Here is a 17,886-nt window from a genome sequence, read left to right as displayed (position 1 = left end):
GGCTCCGCCCAGGCCTAGGCGTCGAGGGGCGTCGTCACCGCGATCCGACGAGTGCCGTCCTCGGCTGTCACCACCTGACAGGCATTGCGCTCGGTTCCCACCGGCGAACCGTCGGAGTCGAGGTTCTCCAGAAGTAGATGCCCGACCCAGATACCCGGCACCTCTACCTCGGTGACGATGTCGCGGGCCCGAACACCGTGGATTCCGCGCGACCTGTAGTAGGTCTGCCCCTGCCGAAAGAACTCTCGGGTCTGCTGCGGCTCGGCAATCGCCGCACAACCCCGCGCCGTGACCGCCAGAGCCGGATAGTTGTAGATCTCGGCGAGGCCGTCCAGATCACTCGAGGTCAAATACCCCGTGTAGCGAGCGAAGAAGCTGTCGATCGATTCGGTGTCAGGTGTCATATCGACAACGGTAGGACCCAATCCCGTCAGGGCTGTGTCGGACATCGAGACGAATTCGGACGGTGTCGAGGACAACGCGCCCCAGTCGCTCGACACGTGCCCACCCTGCAGCTCCGAGACCACCGACCGACCGCGGAGTCTGGACAAACCGAGGAGTCCGCATCACCGTCTTCCACTAATCAACTAGTGAAAGGGTCTTGATGATCGCGTACCGCATCGATCGTCAGTCCGGCATTCCCACCTATGTCCAACTGATACTGCAGACCAAACAGGCATTACGCCTCGGATCACTCACTGTCGGCGACAAGCTCCCGACGGCGAAGGACGTGGTCACGGCACTCGCCATCAACCCGAACACCGTGCTCGAGGCCTACCGCGAACTCGAACGAGAAGGACTGGTGGAACCACGGACCGGATCGGGAACCTTCGTGGTCGCCTCGCTCGCGAAACCCGGCATGGCCGAACGATCGGCACTCGAGGCCGAACTCGACCGCTGGATTCGCCATTGCCTCGCAGCAGGACTGGACAGACCGGACCTCGAGGCCATCGTCACCGCAACTCTCGACGCACAATTCGACCGACCCGAAAGAGACGAATCATGACCGACGCGGTTCTCACCATGGACGAGGTGGTCAAGTCGTTCCGGCGCAGGACCGTACTCGATCGATGCTCGTTCGCCGTCGAAAGAGGAAGCGTCACAGCGCTGGTCGGGTCCAACGGTGCAGGCAAGTCGACCCTGATGTCGTTGGCCGTCGGACTGCTTGCACCGGACGCCGGAACCGTCCGAGTGCTCGGCGAAGTCGTGGGCCGAGGCGGGATTGCTTCCGGCCTGTCCTACCTCGCCCAGCACAAGCCCCTGTACCCACACTTCACCGTCTCCGACATGCTGCGATTCGGTCGAAACGCCAACGCACACTGGGACGACTCCTATGCGGCGGAACTCGTCGATGCGGCCGGAATCTCTGTCTCCGACCAAGTGAAATCGCTCTCTCCCGGTCACCGCACCCGCGTCGCCCTCGCACTCGCATTGGGACGACGCCCGGAAGTACTTCTACTCGACGAGCCTCTCGCCGACCTCGATCCGGTCGCTCGACGCGCCGTGGCGAACACTGATGCGCGACGCAGCAGAGAACGGCACCACCATCGTGCTCTCCTCGCATGTGCTGTCCGAACTCGTCGACGTCGCCGATCGACTACTCCTGTTGCGCGACGGCAGAATTCGACTCGACGGCGAACTCGACACCATCACGGCCGAGCACTACCTCCTCATCGGTAGCACCGACGCCGAACCCACCGTCGACGAGGGAACCATCGTTTCCGACGTATCGGGCTCCAGCGCAGCGGTATTCGTTGTCCATGGCACCCGACCGAAGACAACGCGACCGGGCTGGACCGCCGAAGCCGCCACCCTGGACGACGTCGTGCTCGCCCACCTCGACGCGGCGGTGGCGGCATGATCTGGGTGACGTGGAGACAGTTCCGCACAACGATTCTGTTCGGGGTGCTGACCCCACTGCTGGTGGCGGCCATCACGATTGCCATCACTCTGCTCGACGGTGGTGTGGCACCGATTCCGGTGCTCCAGGGGTGCCTCGGGATCGGAGACAACTACTGCACGGCGGAGACCGCGCAGACCATGGCCGTTCTTCTCACGATCGCGCTACCGGTCGTGCTCGGGGCCTTCGTCGGGGTCACCGTGTTCTCTCGCGACCTCGAACGCCGTTCCCATGTGCTGGGTCTGACCCAGTCGGTGAGCCGACGACGGTGGTACGGAGTGCGCGTGCTCGTCGTGTTCGTTCCGACGATGCTCGCCGTGGCCCTACTCGGATGTGCGCTGTACTGGGCGAAGTACCGGACTTCTCCGGGGTCGTTCGCTTTCATGAGTACTGGCGAATCGCGCTTGGACTTCCCCACCTTCGGCGCAACAGGGTTCGTAGCGGGCGCGTACACGGCCGTGGGACTGATGCTCGGCGCAGCGTGCGCGTTGGCCATGAGGAACACGATCGCCGCAATGATCACGACCGTCGTCGTGTCCACTGCGTTCCTGGCGCTGCTGCCGACGCAGATCCGTGAGCATTACGCGAGCCCCGAGGTCGAGCGGCAACGGTGGAGCAGAAAGTGGGCTCCATGTTCGGCGGAACCCCGGACTTCTATCTACCGGCGGATTCGATCAGGATCTATCCGCGGTGGAACGTCTCGTCGGACTACGTCGATCGACACGGTGATGCCGTAGCCATCGAACTGCAGCAGTGCACGCGGTACGACAACTACCGGGACATGAGCGAATTCGAGACGATCGCAGAGTTCGAGGAGTACTCCGACCGCCGTTTCGCGGAGGACGCTCGAATGATCCTCGAATGCGTCCGCGGACAGGGTGCCGAGGCCTTCGAGACGAAGTACCACGAGGATCGATTGTTCTGGCGATTCCAGGCGATCGAGACCGGTCTGTCGTTGGCGATCGCCGGCCTCTTCGGCGGACTGTCACTCCTCCTGGTCACGAGACTGCGGCCGTGATGGCAGGTCCGTCACCCTGCGAAGCGACGGGTAGCCACCAGGATCACAGTTGCGCAACCAACGCAGGCAATCCCACTGCGGCCGTGGTGCGCCACCGGTGATCGGCCATGTCGGAGATCTCGGTCTCGACCGGGTTGATCTCGACGACGGTGGCTCCGGCGCTGCGAGCGATCGCGGGCAGTCCTGCGAACGGATAGACGACTCCCGACGTGCCGACGACGAGAACGAGGTCGGCCTCGCGGACGGACGCCTCGGCCGCCGCCCAGGCGTCCTCGGGAAGCGATTCGCCGAACCACACCGCCCCCGGCCGAACGAGCCCACCGCACAGCGAACACTCCGGCGGCGGTATTCGCTGCTCTGAGTCGGTCTCGGTGCAGCCGGAGGTATCGAGGTGGGTGCGCGTCCCACAGTCGCTGCAATACGGCTCGAACAGACTGCCGTGCACGTGCGCGAGAACCTCGGCTCCGGCTCTCTCGTGGAGGTCGTCGACATTCTGGGTAGCGATATCGACGTGAGCCTGTTGCTGCCACCGCGCAAGTGCGACGTGTCCGGCGTTGGGCTCGGAGCGTCGGACCAATTCCGCTCGCCACTGATACCAGCCCCAGACCAGATCGCTGTCGGCCAGCCACCCCTCGGGGCTGGCGAGATCCTTGGGGTCGAAGTCCTTCCACAACCCGCTCTGCGCGTCCCTGAACGTCGCGATCCCCGACTCGGCAGACATGCCTGCGCCGGTGAGTACGGTTATCCGCGATGCCTCTCGCGCGGAGTCCACGACGGGCTTCGGAACGACAACGGGCGACGGATTCTCGGAAGTGGTCACCCGGCCATTGTGCCGAGCGGTGTCCCACCTCGCGCTACCGTGGGTCGCATGAGCATCGAGACCACCTCGCGCACGCGTCGGCGGTGGCCGCTGCGGGTAGCGGCGTGCACGGCCGTTGTCATCGTCGTAGCCGTCGGTGTTCTGTGGCTGGCACCCAGCCGATACCTCCCCTGGGACACCGAGGCCTTTCCCGAGGTGAACACCGGTGGACTGACCGCCGGTCAGGCACGGGTGGTGGAACTGTTGCGCACCGAACACGAGCAGCAACGCCCGGGAACGTTCTACGCCGAGGGCGTCGACGAAGCGTGGTGCGCCGACTTCGTCAGTTGGATCATGAAGGAGGCGGACATGCCGCTGTCGAACCCCCATTCGGGTTCGTGGCGCATACCGGGCGTCTACACCCTGCAGGAGTACTACCAGGAGCAGGGACGATTCGAGACCGTCGGCGACTACACGCCGTCGGTGGGCGATGTGGTGCTCTACGACAACACCAGCTGGGCCGGCCAACACACCAACGTGATCGTGGCGGTCGACGGCGACGAGGCCGTCACCGTCGGCGGCAACGAAGCAGGCAAGATCAGAGTGCACACGCTGCACTACGCTTCCGACTCCGGGGTCGTCGGATTCGGTCGTCTGCAGAGCTGAGGTCACGACCTCGGGATCGCGTCCACGTCGCCGTAGGAACGTGCACCACCGTCGCGTTTGGCTCGGTAGAGCAACATGTCCGCGCGGTCGAAGCAGTCGTCGACGGACTCCCCCGCACGCAGTGTCGTGTAGCCCGCGGAGAAGGTCTGGCCGTCGGGCACGACCGCCGACAACTCGGCCAGCACGGCCGACATGGTCGTCGAACCCACACCGGGCATCACGAGGGCGAACTCCTCGCCGCCCCACCGCGCGATGGACGCGCGCCCGCCGAGCAGGCCCACGGCAGCAGCAGAGAACTGAACCAACAGCCGATCCCCGCGTCCGTGTCCGTACTGGTCGTTGTACGACTTGAACCGATCGAAGTCGACCATCGCCAGAGCCAACGCGACATCGGCACCTCGCGGTGTCGTCAACTGATGCAACCGATCTCGCCATCCACGTCGGTTGAGCAACCCGGTGAGAGCATCGGTCTGCGCGGCCTGCCGGAGATCGTCCTCGACCCGCCGCCGGTCGGTGACGTCGTGCACGACGGCCATCGTCCACCGAATGCCGCCGGGGCCGGGAACCTCGCTGGCCGAGATCCAGCCCCACCGGACCGTGCCGTCCGGATGCAGGTAACGCTTCTCGAGGTGGACTGCTTCCCCACGCGCCCTGGCGTCGTTCATGATCTGTTCCATGGCGGCGTGCTGCGCCAGATCGTCGGGGTGGGTGAATTCACGGGAGGACCGGCCGGGCAACAGATGACGTGGACAACCGACAACGGCTGCGTACGCCTCGTTCGCGAGAACCAACAGTCCATTCTCGTCGGCAAGCGCCAATCCGACTGTGCTGGCCTCGAACATCTCCCGATACCAACGATCGGTGTCGACCATCTTCAGCCAGGTCTCTTCCTCGAACAGTACGAGCCACGTCGGCTCGCACGCACCACCGAGAATACGCGGCGCCTTGCACCGGAGTGCGGCCGAGCACGGGCAGCCGGTCTTGACCTTGACGCAGCGTCACGGTTCACACTGAACGCATGAGAATCGGATCTCTGGCCGACGCCGCCGGAACGACACGTCGAACCGTGCGTCACTACCACCGGATCGGCCTGCTGGATGAGCCACGCCGATTGTCCAACGGCTATCGCGAGTACACGATCGACGACGTGATTCGACTGATGAGAATCCGGTGGCTCGCCGACTCCGGAATGCCGCTCGGCGCGATAGCGGCCGCCCTCGACCGGTCCCCGACGGACGACAGCGACGTGGTCGCCGATCTGCGAGCACTGCTGGCCGGAATCGAGTCGGAGCAGAAAGCGTTGGCGCACAAGCATGCCCGACTGTCGGCCCTGCTCGACGACGCCGTCGAGCATCGTGCACTGACGGCCCTACCGCGCGGTGCGGCGGACACGCTGGCCGCTGTGATCGACGCCGCCGACGACACCGACCGAGAAACACTGCTCCGCGAGCGTGACCTGCTCGAGGTGATGGCGATCTCGGGCACCGTCCCCACGTCGTTCTTCGAGACGATGACAGCGACGCTGGCCGATCCCGGCAGCCGGCAGAACTACCTGGGCATCCTGCGCAGATTCAGCGCGCTCGAAGGTCGAGACCCGGGCGTTGCCGAACGTGACATCGACTCGCTCGCAGCAGAATTGACGTCGTTGCTCGATGTCGAGTCCCTCGGCACAGCAGGACAGAATGCCGAGAGCTCCGGCCCGTTCGGTATCGACGACATCGTGCCCGATCCCGCTCAGCGCGCAGTGATCATCCGTGCCACCGCACGGCTACGGACCACCGAATCGAGCCGATCGGGTGATACTCGATGACGGTCGACACCCCGGTCCAGGTCGGGAGATGCCACGCTCTGCTGCTGTGGGCGCGGGGACGACACGCGCCGATCGGCGCAGACTCGGTGATGTTCACAGCGGTCCGCGGGACTCGCGCGATGCCCGTGATGTTCGGCGTCGTCACCGTCATCGAGATGGTCGTGCTGCATCTGCTGATTCCGGTGCCATGGATCAGCGCAGTGGTTGCGGCCCTGTCGGTGGCGTCACTGGTGGCGCTCACATCGTCGGTCGCGCTGGCCCACGTCCATCCGCACGTCCTCTCGCCGACGACGCTCACGCTGCGAACCTCGGGGAAGGTCGTCGCAACGGTGGACCGATCGGCCATCACCTCCGCCCGAATTCACCGCCGGTACGGCGTCGTCTCACCGACTCTCGACGGCGGCCGACTCGTGCTGCCGAATCAGGACGGTACCACCGTCGACGTCCAATTATCCTGCGCTACAACGGTTACCGTTCCGGCACCACTGCAGCGATGGCGGCTGGACGGCAACGCCCACACCTTCTGCCTGCACGTGGACGATCCCGCAGCACTGGTCGCAGCGCTCACCCGGCCTACCCCCGACACCGAACCCGGTTCGAGGCGACGCAGCACACCGGCCGCGAACGACAGAACAAGCACGGCCGGCACGGTGATGCCGGATCCGGCCCGGATGGGCCGGGTGTAGCTGCGGCCGGGCGCTCGAAACCGTCTCCGAACTGGGCATATCACTGCAAAGCAGACTCCGAGGGGTACTTCACCCCGCGTACACGTATTGTTTCCCCCTGAATCCCGTTCTCACCGGAATCGGGTACCACCGTCCACGACCCCCGACCGAGTGGTCGATACACAGCCGGGAAGTCAACTCTCTTTCATGCACGCACCCCAGAGCAGCACCGACACCGAGTCGGTCGCCGGTACGTCGGCGCCGGGATCGGTTCAGGGGTACACCGCTGCGCCGCCGGACGGGCGTAGCCGACCACCCCAGCGACACGATCTCAACGGCCTGCGCGGCGTCGCCATCGCCCTCGTTGTCGTCTTCCACATCTGGATGGGTCGGGTGTCGGGCGGCGTCGATGTGTTCCTCACCCTGTCCGGCTTCTTCTTCACCGCATCCCTGCTGCGATCGGCCGAGTCCGGCGCGAGCCTGAACCCGATCACTCGCATCACCCGGGTGCTGCGCAGACTCGGGCCGCCCCTGCTGATCACCCTGCTGGCAGTGGGCGTCGCATCGGTATTCCTGCTCCCACGCACCCGATGGGCCGATCTGGGCGATCAGTTGGTGTCCGGTGTCTTCTACTACGTGAACTGGCAGCTGGCGACGACAGCGAACGACTACCTGGCGGCCGACCCCTCGGTGAGTCCCGTTCAGCACCTGTGGTCGGTGGCCGTGCAGTTCCAGTTCTATCTGCTTGCCATTGCCGTCGTGTTCGGTCTCGCCTGGGTCCGACGCATCGCGCGTCCGGAGGGACCGCGAAGTCTTCGGCCGCGTACCTTCGCGGTGATCTTCGCGCTCATAGCTGTGCTGTCCTTCGTGTACGCAGCGGACGGTGTGCAACGCCACCAGGCGTGGAACTACTACGACACCGGGGCGCGACTGTGGGAGATCATGCTCGGAGCCGCCGTTGCCGCCGTCTTCGCCGCACGGAGCAACAACCCGGCGGGCGAGCCGTCGGCCCGTGACTCCCGAGCGTGGTCGACGGCACGCGGGGCCCTTGCCGGTGTCGGGATGGCGGTCATCGTGGCGTGCGGATTTCTCGTGGACGGGGTGGCTGCCTTTCCCGGTCCCCTGGCCCTGATTCCGGTGCTGGCCACCCTCGCGTTGATCGTCGCCGGCTCACAGACCGCCGTCGCGACCACGCTCTCCAATCGGTTCTTCGCCTGGCTCGGATCGATCGCGTTTCCGCTGTACCTGTGGCATTGGCCGCTGCTGATCTTCTACCTCTCGGCCACCGGTCGGTCCCAGGTCGACCTCTCGGGTGGCGTCGGCATCGTCGTTGCCTCGATCGCACTCGCGTTCCTCACTGTCCGGCTGGTCGAAAGACCCACGCAGTCGACGACGTTCACCCCGGGACGTATCGCGGTGACCGCCTGCGCCGTGTTCGCCGCGATCGCCGTCACGGCGAGTTCGATCGGATGGAACGCCTTCATCAGCCGGTCGATCACCGAGGTACAGGCCGATGGATCGGTCGACGAGATGACCCACCCGGGGGCACTCGAACTGACCGACGGCATTCGCGCCGAGCCGACCGCCCTCAGTCCCCCGCTGTACTCGGCTCCCGAGGATCTCCCCGCCAGCACTCTCGAAGGGTGCATCGCCGATTTCGAAACTCGCGATGCGATCTCGTGTACGTACGGCGACCTCGACGCGAACCGCACCATTGTGCTGGCGGGGGGCTCACACGCCGAACACTGGTTGTCGGCCCTCGACCCGCTCGGGAGCAGGCACGGGTTCAAAGTCGTCACGTTCTTCAAAATGGGTTGTCCATTGAGTGTGGACACGATGCCGATGCTCGGTGCCAACGAATACCCGGATTGCCTCGACTGGACGCAGACCGTGCTGGCCGAGGTTGCGGCGATGAAACCCGCCTACGTATTCACCACGGCCACCCGACCTCGGGAGGGGTTCCCGGGCGACTACACCCCCGCCTTCTACACCGAGGTTTGGCGACAACTCGCTGCGGACGGTGTCGGAATACTGGGCGTTCGGGACACTCCGTGGCTGGCGTACCGGGCGATCGATTGCCTGGCCGACGGTGGCGATGCCACCTCGTGCGGCATATGGAGGGACGAGGCACTCGACCCTGTCAATCCGGCGCTCGCGGCCTCGTTCCAGCTTCCCGGATTCTCCGCTCTCGACCTGTCCGATGCGGTCTGCGACACCACCGTGTGCCGCGTCGAGCAAGGCAACGTGCTCATCTACCGTGACGAGCATCATCTCACCGCGACCTACGTGCGAACTCTGACCTCCGAGCTGGGACGGCAGCTCGGAACGGCCACCGGCTGGTGGGCCGGACCGTGAGCCGAGCGGCTCGCGCTCGGTAAGCCCGGGCCCACCCGCCACAGTAGGGTTGATCCATGCTGCACGAAGCCTCCGACGACACGCCTGCCATCGCAGTATGGCCGGGATCCGCTTATCCGCTCGGCGCGACCTACGACGGAGCAGGAACCAACTTCGCACTGTTTTCCGAGGTCGCGGAGGCCGTGGATCTCTGCCTGATCGCAGAGGACGGCACCGAGACACGCATTCGTTTCGAAGAGTCCGACGGCTACGTCTGGCACGCATATCTGCCCACGGTGGTACCGGGTCAGCGCTACGGCTACCGCGTTCACGGCCCCTGGGATCCGGCAGCCGGGCATCGCTGCGACCCGAGCAAGCTGCTCGTGGACCCGTACGGCAAGGCGTTCGAGGGATCTTTCGACGGCGACCGATCGCTGTTCTCCTACAACATGGACGCGCCGGCTCCCGAGGCAGAGGCCGAGCCAGAGGTCCCCACCGACGAGGAACCGGCGGACTCGCTCGAGACCGATGCCCCGTTCGAGGACGCCACCGATCTCGCCGATCCCGACGACGAGATCATCGAGGAAGCTCCCATCGCGCACGACGACGTGCCGAACAACGATTTCCCTCAGCATGATTCGCTCGGTCACACGATGACCACCGTCGTGATCAATCCGTTCTTCGACTGGCAGGCCGATCGCGCCCCCAAGCGCCCGTATCACGAGACGGTGATCTACGAGGCCCACGTCAAGGGGATGACGATCAACCATCCAGAGATCCCCGAGGCCGAGCGCGGCACCTACGCGGGCCTGGCACATCCGGTGATCATCGACCACCTCAACCACCTCGGGGTCACGGCCATCGAGTTGATGCCGGTGCACCAGTTCATGCAGGATCAGGTCCTGCTGGACAAGGGACTGCGAAACTACTGGGGCTACAACACGTTCGGCTTCCTGGCCCCGCACGCGGAATACTCCTCACTGCAGTCCCCCGGCGCGGCGGTCACGGAGTTCAAGGCCATGGTTCGCGCTTTCCACGCAGCGGGAATCGAGGTGATACTCGACGTGGTCTACAACCACACCGCCGAGGGCAATCACATGGGCCCGACCATCAGCTTCCGCGGCATCGACAACGCGGCGTACTACCGGCTCGTCGACGGCGACCTCGAGCACTACATGGACTACACCGGTACCGGCAACAGCCTCAACGCGCGACATCCGCACACGCTGCAGCTGATCATGGACTCGTTGCGCTACTGGGTGACCGAGATGCACGTCGACGGGTTCCGATTCGACCTCGCATCCACGTTGGCTCGCGAACTGCACGATGTCGATCGCCTCAGCGCATTCTTCGATCTGGTTCAACAGGATCCGGTCGTCAGCCAGGTGAAGCTGATCGCCGAGCCCTGGGACATCGGTGAGGGCGGCTACCAGGTCGGCAACTTCCCCGGGCTGTGGACGGAATGGAACGGCAAGTACCGCGACACCGTGCGTGACTACTGGCGTGGTGAGCCCGCGACGCTGGGCGAGTTCGCGTCGCGGTTGACCGGATCCTCGGATCTGTACGAGTCGAACGGTCGTCGCCCCGGAGCCAGCATCAACTTCGTCATTGCCCACGACGGATTCACCCTCAACGATCTCGTGTCGTACAACGACAAGCACAACGAGGCCAACGGTGAAGGCAACAACGACGGCGAGAGTCACAACCGATCCTGGAACTGCGGCGTCGAGGGACCCACCGACGATCCGGAGATCCTCGATCTGCGTGCCCGCCAGATCCGCAACATCATGGCAACGCTGCTCCTCAGCCAGGGCACGCCGATGATCGCCCACGGCGACGAGATGGCACGAACACAGCAGGGCAACAACAACGTCTACTGCCAGGACTCCGAACTGGCGTGGATGGACTGGTCGTTGGCCGAGACCAACGCGGAACTGATCGAGTTCACTCGCAACACCATCGCGCTGCGCGCCGAACATCCGGTCTTCCGGCGTCGACGGTTCTTCGAGGGCCGCCCCATCCGCACCGGCGAGCAAGCACGAGACATCGCGTGGCTCACCCCCGCGGGCGAGGAAATGACTCCCGAGGACTGGGACAGCGGATTCGGTAAGTCGCTCACGGTGTTCCTCAACGGTGACGGCATCCCGGAACCGAATCAGCGCGGCGAGCGCGTGGTGGACGACTCGTTCCTGCTGTGCTTCAACGCACATCACGAGACCCTCGAGTTCGTGACCCCGGACGGGGGCTACGCCAAGGAGTGGACGGTGGCGCTGAACACCGCGTCGCGAACCGGGACAAGTGAGAAAACGATCGAAGCGGGTACACCGGTCGAAGTCACCGCTCGTTCCCTACTCGTTCTACGAAAGACTGCCTGACACATGCCGCTGCCCACCAGCACATACCGGTTACAACTGCGGGGCGATGCCTTCACCCTGGCCGACGCCACCGACGTGGTCGATTACCTCCACGACCTCGGGGTCACGCACCTGTATCTCTCGCCCATCCTGACGGCAACGGACGGCTCGACGCACGGGTACGACGTCACCGACACCTCGACGGTCTCGGCCGCACTGGGGGGCCGAGAAGCATTGACGCAGTTACATTCTCGTGCCGCAGAGCTGGGCATGGGGATCATCGTCGACATCGTCCCCAACCACGTCGGAGTGGAGGACCCGCGGCAGAACGCGTGGTGGTGGGACGTACTACGCCGCGGTCGTGACTCCGAGTACGCGACGTACTTCGACATCGACTTCGGAGCCGACAACGGCGTCGACGGCAAGATCGCGATCCCCGTACTCGGCAGCGCGAGCGACGTCGGTGAGCTGACCGTCGACCGCTCCGAGGAGCAGCCTCTGCTCGCGTTCTACGAGCACCGCTTCCCCATCGCAGACGGCACCGATGGTGACGATGCGCAGGCCGTGCACGACCGTCAGTCCTACCGATTGGTGAGCTGGTCCGACGGACTGATCGGATACCGACGGTTCTTCTCCGTGAACGGCCTGGCAGGAATTCGGCAGGAAGACCTGGACGTCTTCACCGACTCCCACCGCCAGGTGGCCGGTTGGATCGAGGACGGCTTGATCGACGGACTTCGCGTCGACCATCCCGACGGCCTGGCCGACCCCGCCGGCTATCTCACCGAACTGCGCGGACTGCTCGGCCCCGACCGATGGCTGGTCATCGAGAAGATCCTGGCCGACGGCGAACCGCTGGACGAGTCGCTCCCCGTCGACGGAACGACCGGATACGACGCCTTGGCCGCAGTGGGCGGAGTGTTCGTCGACCCCGAGGGCGTGCACGCGCTCACCGCGTTGTCCCAGGTGCGCTCGGGCATCGCCTACGACAGCGAGACACTCCACGAGACGGAACTCGACCTCAAGACCGGTGTCGCCCGCGGGGATCTGTCCCCCGAGGTACGACGCCTCGCGCGTGCCGTCGTGCGCGAGTCCGGCACGAGCGTCGATCTCGAGTCCGTCATCGACGCGATCGTCGCCGTCGTCGCGGCCGTTCCCGTGTACAGGACCGACTACGCGCCGCTCGCCCGCGTCCTGCCCGGCGTGGTTGCGGAGATCGGCGAGGAGCAGCCCGAACTGGCAGCCGGCCTCGGTGCGCTGACGACAGCTCTCATCGGCGGTGCCGAATCACCGGTGCGATTCGATCAGGTGTGCGGTGCCGTCACCGCCAAGGGCGTCGAGGACTGCTTGTTCTACCGCGCCAACCGGCTCATCTCGCTGCAAGAGGTGGGCGGCGATCCGAGCCGATTCGGTTGCAGCACAGCGTTCTTCCATCTCACCAATGCGGACCGCGCCAAGCGTTGGCCGGCGGCGATGACGACGCTGTCGACTCACGACACCAAGCGCGGCGAGGACGTGCGGGCGCGCATCGGCGTGCTGTCGCAAACTCCCGAACTGTGGGCCCGCTGCATCACGGACTGGGAAGAGATTGCCCCGAGTCCCGACGGCACCACTGGAATGTTCCTGTGGCAGAACCTGTTCGGAGTCTGGCCGACGGACGGAGTGGTCACCTCCTCGTTGCGTGAACGCGTCCACGCCTACGCGGAGAAGGCGATCCGCGAGGCAGCGCTTCGCACGACGTGGACCGACCCGGACGAGGAATTCGAGTCCGCGGTGCACGGCTGGCTCGACGCGATCTTCGACGGCGCCGTCGCGCGGTCGATGTCGATGCTGGTCGAGAAGCTCGCTCCGCACGGCCATTCCGACGCACTGGGTCAGAAACTGTTGAATTTGGCCGGACCCGGCATCCCCGATGTCTACCAGGGCACCGAGTTGTGGGAGGACTCGCTCGTCGACCCCGACAACAGAAGGCCCGTCGACTACTCGGTCCGTCGATCGATGCTCGCCGCGTCGAACTCCGCTGCGCTCTCGGTCGATACGGGTGCTGCCAAGCTCGCCGTCGTTCGCTCCGCACTGCACGTGCGACGCGAGCGACCCGAAAGTTTCGTCGGCGGAAGCTACACCCCCATCGTCGCGGACGGATCCGCAGCCGAGCACCTCGTCGGATTCGCACGTGGCCCGCTGCCGGGCAACTCCGACGTCATCGCGCTGGCCACCAGGTTTTCGCTCGCGGTGTCCGAACAGGGCTGGGGCGAGACAACCGTGACCCTGCCCGACGGCCGATGGCGCGATCGGATCACCGACGTCGAACACACCGGCACCGTGTCCGTGGCCGAGATGTTCGCCTCACTACCGGTCGCACTTCTGGTGCGCGACAACGAAGAAGCGGTGACACAGTGACATCGACAGCAGCGACAACACCGGCGGCGACTCGTCGGTTCGAAGTCTGGGCACCGACCCCGGAGACGGTCCGCCTCCAGCTCGACGACACGGTGCATCCGATGCAGCGCTCCTCCAGCGGCTGGTGGCATGCCGACGTGGACTGCACCCCGACCAGTCGATACGGCTTCCTGCTCGACGACGCAGACAAGGCGCTTCCCGACCCACGGTCGCCGCGGCAGCCCGACGGCGTCCACGAGCTGTCCCAGGTCCACGACGTCGATTCCACGCTGTGGACCGACGCAGCGTGGACCGGCCGACAATTGCCGGGCTCGTCGATCTACGAGCTTCACATCGGCACGTTCACCGACGAGGGCACGTTCGACGCGGCAATCGCCAAGCTCGATCATCTAGTCGATCTGGGTGTGACGTTCATCGAGATCATGCCGGTCAACGGTTTCAACGGCGTGCACAACTGGGGCTACGACGGCGTTCTCTGGTACACCGTGCAGGAGACGTACGGTGGCCCGGAAGGGTTGCAGCGCTTGGTCGATGCGTGCCACGGCCGCGGCATCGGCGTCGTTCTGGACGTGGTCTACAACCACCTCGGCCCCTCCGGCAACTATCTCGACCGCTTCGGCCCGTACATGACCGAGGGCGCCAACAGCTGGGGCCAAGCGATCAACTACGCCGAGGCCGACTCGGGCGAGGTGCGGCGCTACGCCCTCGACAACGCGTTGCGCTGGTTCTCCGAGTTCCACATCGACGCGTTACGACTCGACGCGGTGCACGCGATCGTCGACCACACCGCGGTGCATCTGCTCGAACAGCTGTCGATCGAAACCCGAAGCCTCTCGGCTCATCTGGGTCGGCCGCTGACCCTGATCGCCGAGAGCGACCTCAACGATCCGATGCTGATCACCGCTCGGTCGGGCGGCGGCTACGGACTCGACGCCCAGTGGGACGACGACATCCACCACGCGATTCATGCTGCGGTCTCCGGTGAGCGGCAGGGATACTACGGCGATTTCGGTTCGCTGCGGGGGCTGGCGAACACGCTGAGGCAGGGGTTCTTCCACGCTGGAACGTACTCGAGTTTCCGCGGTCGCATCCACGGTCGCCCACTGGACACCAGGCGCATCCCGGCCAGTTCTCTGGTGACCTACACGACCACGCACGACCAGGTGGGAAACCGCGCGATCGGCGACCGTCCGGGCTTCTATCTCTCCCCCGGCCAGCTCGCGATCAAGGCCGCGCTGGTGCTGACCTCGCCCTACACTCCGATGCTGTTCATGGGCGAAGAATGGGGAGCGTCGACGCCGTTCCAGTTCTTCACCTCGCACCCCGAGCCCGAGCTGGGCAAGGCCACCGCAGAGGGACGCAAAGCGGAGTTCGCCGAGCACGGTTGGGACAAGAGCGATATCCCGGATCCGCAGGATCCCGAGACGTTCACGCGGTCGAAGCTGAACTGGTCGGAGCTGGGCGACGGCGATCATGCGCGACTGTTGGCGGTCTACCGCGATCTGTTGCGGCTGCGCCGCGACCGGACCGAACTGACCGATCCGTGGCTCGACCACGTGAAGGTGGAGTACGACGAGGACGCGAAGTGGATCGTCGTTCGCCGAGGCCGCATCAGCGTGGTGTGCAACCTGTCCGAATCCGCGGTGACGGTACCGGTCGGCGGCTCCGCACTGCTCGAGTGGGAGCCGACGACCTCGAACGAAACCGGCTCTGCCACCACGGTTCCCGGTCACTCCGTAGTGGTGCTGGAGTCCTGACGCCTGCGTAGATTGACCAGGACGAACACGGCGGTGATAGCCAACACCACCGCGGTGGCGACGGCCGCGACATGCATGCCCGACACGAACGCGGCATGCGCGGAATCCAACAGAACCGTCGCCACCGAGTCGGGCACCTCTCGAGCCACCGCATCCGCACCGCCGAGTGTCTCGCCTGCCCTGGCTCCCAGCTCGGGGGTCAGCTGCGTGACGTCGATACCGCGACGGAAGATGGCCATGACCACGGTGCCGAGGATGGCAACACCCAGCGCGATACCCAGCTCGTAGGCGGTTTCCGACACGGCCGAGGCCGCTCCCGCCCGTTCGGGTTCGACAGCGCTGACGACCAACTCGGAGGTCAGCGTGAGCGCCACACCGACGCCTGCTCCCACGAGGACGAATCCAGCGATGAACAAGGCCGGTCCACTGTCCGTGGCCAATCCGACCAGCAGCCCTGCGCCCGCGGCGGCGACGAACATCGCAGTACCGAGAACCGTTCCTGCGCTGAAGTACCGGACCAGGACCGCAACGAGCAGTGCGGTGACGATACTGGCGGCCGTGCCGGGCAGTAGCAACAGTCCCGCCTCGAGCGGACTGTAACCGAGCACGAGCTGTAAGTACTGCGAACCGAAGAACAACACCCCGGCGAGAGCGAAGACCGACAGGAAGTTGGTGGCCACGCCCGTGGAGAACGCCCGGTTGGCGAACAGACTCAGGTCGATCATCGGGGCCGCCAGAGTCCTCTGACGCCGGACGAACACGAACCCGGCGATGACGCCGATCACGGCGGACAGCAGGTAGACCACGTCGAATCCGTGTGCCGCGGTCTCCTTCACCGCGAACACCATCGGCACGATGGCGAGCATCGACAGCGCTGAGCTCGTCAGGTCGAAGCGGCCGGGGTTCGGATCCTTGGACTCGGGGATCACCAGCGGACCGAGTGCGATCAGAGCGATCATCACGGGGATGTTGATGAGGAACACCGACCCCCACCAGAAGTGTTCGAGCAGCCAGCCGCCCACGAGCGGCCCTGCCGCGGCACCGCCACCGGCCATTGCGCCCCACACGCCGATTGCGGCGACGCGCTGGCGTGGGTTCAGGAAGATGGTGCGAATGAGGCCCAAGGTCGCGGGCATCAGCGTTGCGCCGGAGATGCCCTGGAGCACCCTGGCCGCGATCAGCATCTCGGCGCTGGACGAGACGGCAGCGACGAGCGAGGCGATCCCGAAGCCTGCAGCTCCGATCAGCAGCAGGCGGCGGCGTCCGATCCGGTCGCCGAGCGTGCCCATGGTGATGAGCAAGCCGGCCAGGACGAACGAGTAGACATCGATGATCCACAGCAGCTGGTTACTGGTCGGTGCCAGATCCGAGCTGATGAACGGCAGGGCCAGGTCGAGTACCGTGCCGTCGACAGCGATCAACAGCACGGCGAACGCCAGCACCACCAGCCCGAGCCAGTCTCGTGGGGTGGCCCGATGCTCGTGAGCACCGTCGACCTCGTGCACCGAACCGGTGCGCACGTCACTCACTGAAATCTCCTACGTTCCCGTGCTCGGTTGCCCGAAGGCCGATCCGAACACCTCCTGGTACCGACCGTCCAGCCGGTACAGTAAACGAGAGTACCGCGAACCGTCCAGCCGGTAAAGTGACTTTCATGTCATCGGATACCCGCGACCGAATACTGGACGCACTCGAAACGATGCTGCTCGATCACGGCATGACCAAGGTGACCCTCGACAGCGTCGCCACCGCCGCAGGAGTCTCCAAGGGCGGACTCCTCTATCACTTCAAGACCAAGGACGCCCTGGTCGCCGCCATGGTGCGACGGCTCGCCGTTCAGGCCGATCAGCAGCGCGCCGATGCTGCCGAGGGCGGCACGTCGGTTGCCGAGTGGTATCTGCAGCCGCCCGACTCCATCTCGGAGAAGGAGCTCGCGCTGTACCGCTCCACGCTGGCGGCACTGCGCAGCGTGGACGGCAACTCCGGTGAGGTGCAGGACGCCGTAGTCGACATGATGCAGCAGTGGGACGAAGGCTTGCGGACGGAGATCGACGATCCGGTCCAGGCCGAGATCGTCCGACTCGTCGGCGACGGGATCTACCTCGGAGCCGTCCTCGACCTGCCCGCCGTCGACCCCGAGCTGCACAAACGAGTCGTCGACCGTTTGCTCGGCAGGTAGGTTC

At 65.4% G+C, this 17,886-nt stretch carries 16 protein-coding genes and 1 pseudogene; 13 read left to right on the top strand and 4 right to left on the bottom strand.

Translation table 11 applies throughout. The features are described from left to right. Positions 1-14: 14 nt before the first annotated feature. Positions 15-404, bottom strand: coding sequence for a hypothetical protein (locus MTX34_RS15870; protein ID WP_243609993.1), 390 nt, complete (start codon positions 402-404; stop codon positions 15-17). Positions 405-604: 200 nt separating this feature from the next. On the opposite strand from MTX34_RS15870, the gene MTX34_RS15865 reads away from it, so the two are divergent. The 5 genes and pseudogenes from MTX34_RS15865 (at position 605) to MTX34_RS15845 (ending at position 2,918) form a co-directional block, all read left to right on the top strand. Beyond that, complete coding sequence (locus MTX34_RS15865) at positions 605-1,006, top strand: GntR family transcriptional regulator (protein WP_243610047.1); 402 nt, start codon at positions 605-607, stop codon at positions 1,004-1,006. Beyond that, positions 1,003-1,416 (top strand): annotated as a pseudogene (locus tag MTX34_RS15860) (ATP-binding cassette domain-containing protein); the annotation flags it as partial. The gene MTX34_RS15865 and the pseudogene MTX34_RS15860, both read left to right, overlap by 4 nt. A gap of 100 nt (positions 1,417-1,516) precedes the next feature. Next, positions 1,517-1,861 carry a hypothetical protein gene (locus tag MTX34_RS15855; protein ID WP_243610057.1) on the top strand — a complete coding sequence of 115 codons (345 nt, stop codon included), beginning with the start codon at positions 1,517-1,519 and terminating at the stop codon, positions 1,859-1,861. Further along, complete coding sequence (locus tag MTX34_RS15850; RefSeq protein WP_243609992.1) at positions 1,858-2,637, top strand: hypothetical protein; 780 nt, start codon at positions 1,858-1,860, stop codon at positions 2,635-2,637. The genes MTX34_RS15855 and MTX34_RS15850 overlap by 4 nt, the downstream gene beginning before the upstream one ends. After that, complete coding sequence (locus MTX34_RS15845; protein ID WP_243609991.1) at positions 2,532-2,918, top strand: hypothetical protein; 387 nt, start codon at positions 2,532-2,534, stop codon at positions 2,916-2,918. Before MTX34_RS15850 ends, MTX34_RS15845 begins: the two co-directional genes overlap by 106 nt. A 43-nt stretch (positions 2,919-2,961) precedes the next feature. Here the strand turns inward: MTX34_RS15845 and MTX34_RS15840 are convergent, their stop codons facing one another. After that, positions 2,962-3,738, bottom strand: coding sequence for an NAD-dependent deacylase (locus MTX34_RS15840; protein ID WP_308198538.1), 777 nt, complete (start codon positions 3,736-3,738; stop codon positions 2,962-2,964). 48 nt (positions 3,739-3,786) lie between these two features. Here MTX34_RS15840 and MTX34_RS15835 point away from each other — a divergent pair, with 48 nt between their 5' ends. Further along, positions 3,787-4,383, top strand: coding sequence for a CHAP domain-containing protein (locus tag MTX34_RS15835; RefSeq protein ID WP_243609990.1), 597 nt, complete (start codon positions 3,787-3,789; stop codon positions 4,381-4,383). A 2-nt stretch (positions 4,384-4,385) separates the two neighbouring features. Here MTX34_RS15835 and MTX34_RS15830 read toward each other — a convergent pair whose 3' ends face one another. Continuing rightward, positions 4,386-5,255 carry a sensor domain-containing diguanylate cyclase gene (locus tag MTX34_RS15830; RefSeq protein WP_243609989.1) on the bottom strand — a complete coding sequence of 290 codons (870 nt, stop codon included), beginning with the start codon at positions 5,253-5,255 and terminating at the stop codon, positions 4,386-4,388. A 146-nt stretch (positions 5,256-5,401) separates the two neighbouring features. Here MTX34_RS15830 and MTX34_RS15825 point away from each other — a divergent pair, with 146 nt between their 5' ends. The 6 genes from MTX34_RS15825 (at position 5,402) to treZ (ending at position 15,703) form a co-directional block, all read left to right on the top strand. Continuing rightward, positions 5,402-6,193, top strand: a complete 792-nt coding sequence (locus tag MTX34_RS15825) for a MerR family transcriptional regulator (protein ID WP_243609988.1) — start codon at positions 5,402-5,404, stop codon at positions 6,191-6,193. Then, on the top strand, positions 6,190-6,879 hold the full coding sequence (locus MTX34_RS15820) for a hypothetical protein (protein WP_243609987.1): 690 nt from the start codon (positions 6,190-6,192) through the stop codon (positions 6,877-6,879). The genes MTX34_RS15825 and MTX34_RS15820 overlap by 4 nt, the downstream gene beginning before the upstream one ends. Positions 6,880-7,065: 186 nt before the next feature. Further along, on the top strand, positions 7,066-9,213 hold the full coding sequence (locus MTX34_RS15815) for an acyltransferase family protein (protein ID WP_243609986.1): 2,148 nt from the start codon (positions 7,066-7,068) through the stop codon (positions 9,211-9,213). Between the two features lie 56 nt (positions 9,214-9,269). Next, on the top strand, positions 9,270-11,567 hold the full coding sequence (gene glgX / locus MTX34_RS15810; protein ID WP_243609985.1) for a glycogen debranching protein GlgX: 2,298 nt from the start codon (positions 9,270-9,272) through the stop codon (positions 11,565-11,567). A 3-nt stretch (positions 11,568-11,570) separates the two neighbouring features. Then, complete coding sequence (gene treY / locus MTX34_RS15805; protein ID WP_243609984.1) at positions 11,571-13,946, top strand: malto-oligosyltrehalose synthase; 2,376 nt, start codon at positions 11,571-11,573, stop codon at positions 13,944-13,946. Beyond that, positions 13,943-15,703 (top strand): malto-oligosyltrehalose trehalohydrolase, encoded by a 1,761-nt coding sequence (treZ, locus tag MTX34_RS15800; protein ID WP_243609983.1) that lies wholly within the window; start codon positions 13,943-13,945, stop codon positions 15,701-15,703. The genes treY and treZ overlap by 4 nt, the downstream gene beginning before the upstream one ends. On the opposite strand, the gene MTX34_RS15795 is transcribed toward treZ, so the two are convergent. Further along, the gene (locus tag MTX34_RS15795) at positions 15,676-17,238 is read right to left on the bottom strand and encodes an MFS transporter (RefSeq protein ID WP_243610045.1); all 1,563 of its coding nucleotides are present in this window, start codon (positions 17,236-17,238) and stop codon (positions 15,676-15,678) included. The two genes, treZ and MTX34_RS15795, sit on opposite strands and share 28 nt — an antisense overlap. A 119-nt stretch (positions 17,239-17,357) precedes the next feature. On the opposite strand from MTX34_RS15795, the gene MTX34_RS15790 reads away from it, so the two are divergent. Continuing rightward, entirely contained in the window at positions 17,358-17,882 is a 525-nt protein-coding gene (locus MTX34_RS15790) for a TetR/AcrR family transcriptional regulator (protein ID WP_243609982.1), read from the top strand. The last annotated feature ends 4 nt before the right edge of the window (positions 17,883-17,886 follow it).

The sequence above is a fragment of the Rhodococcus sp. ARC_M5 genome, assembly GCF_022810405.1.
Lineage (GTDB): Bacteria > Actinomycetota > Actinomycetes > Mycobacteriales > Mycobacteriaceae > Rhodococcoides > Rhodococcoides navarretei.
Note: the sequence above shows the minus strand (reverse complement) of the source record. Positions and strands in the feature narration are given on the sequence as shown.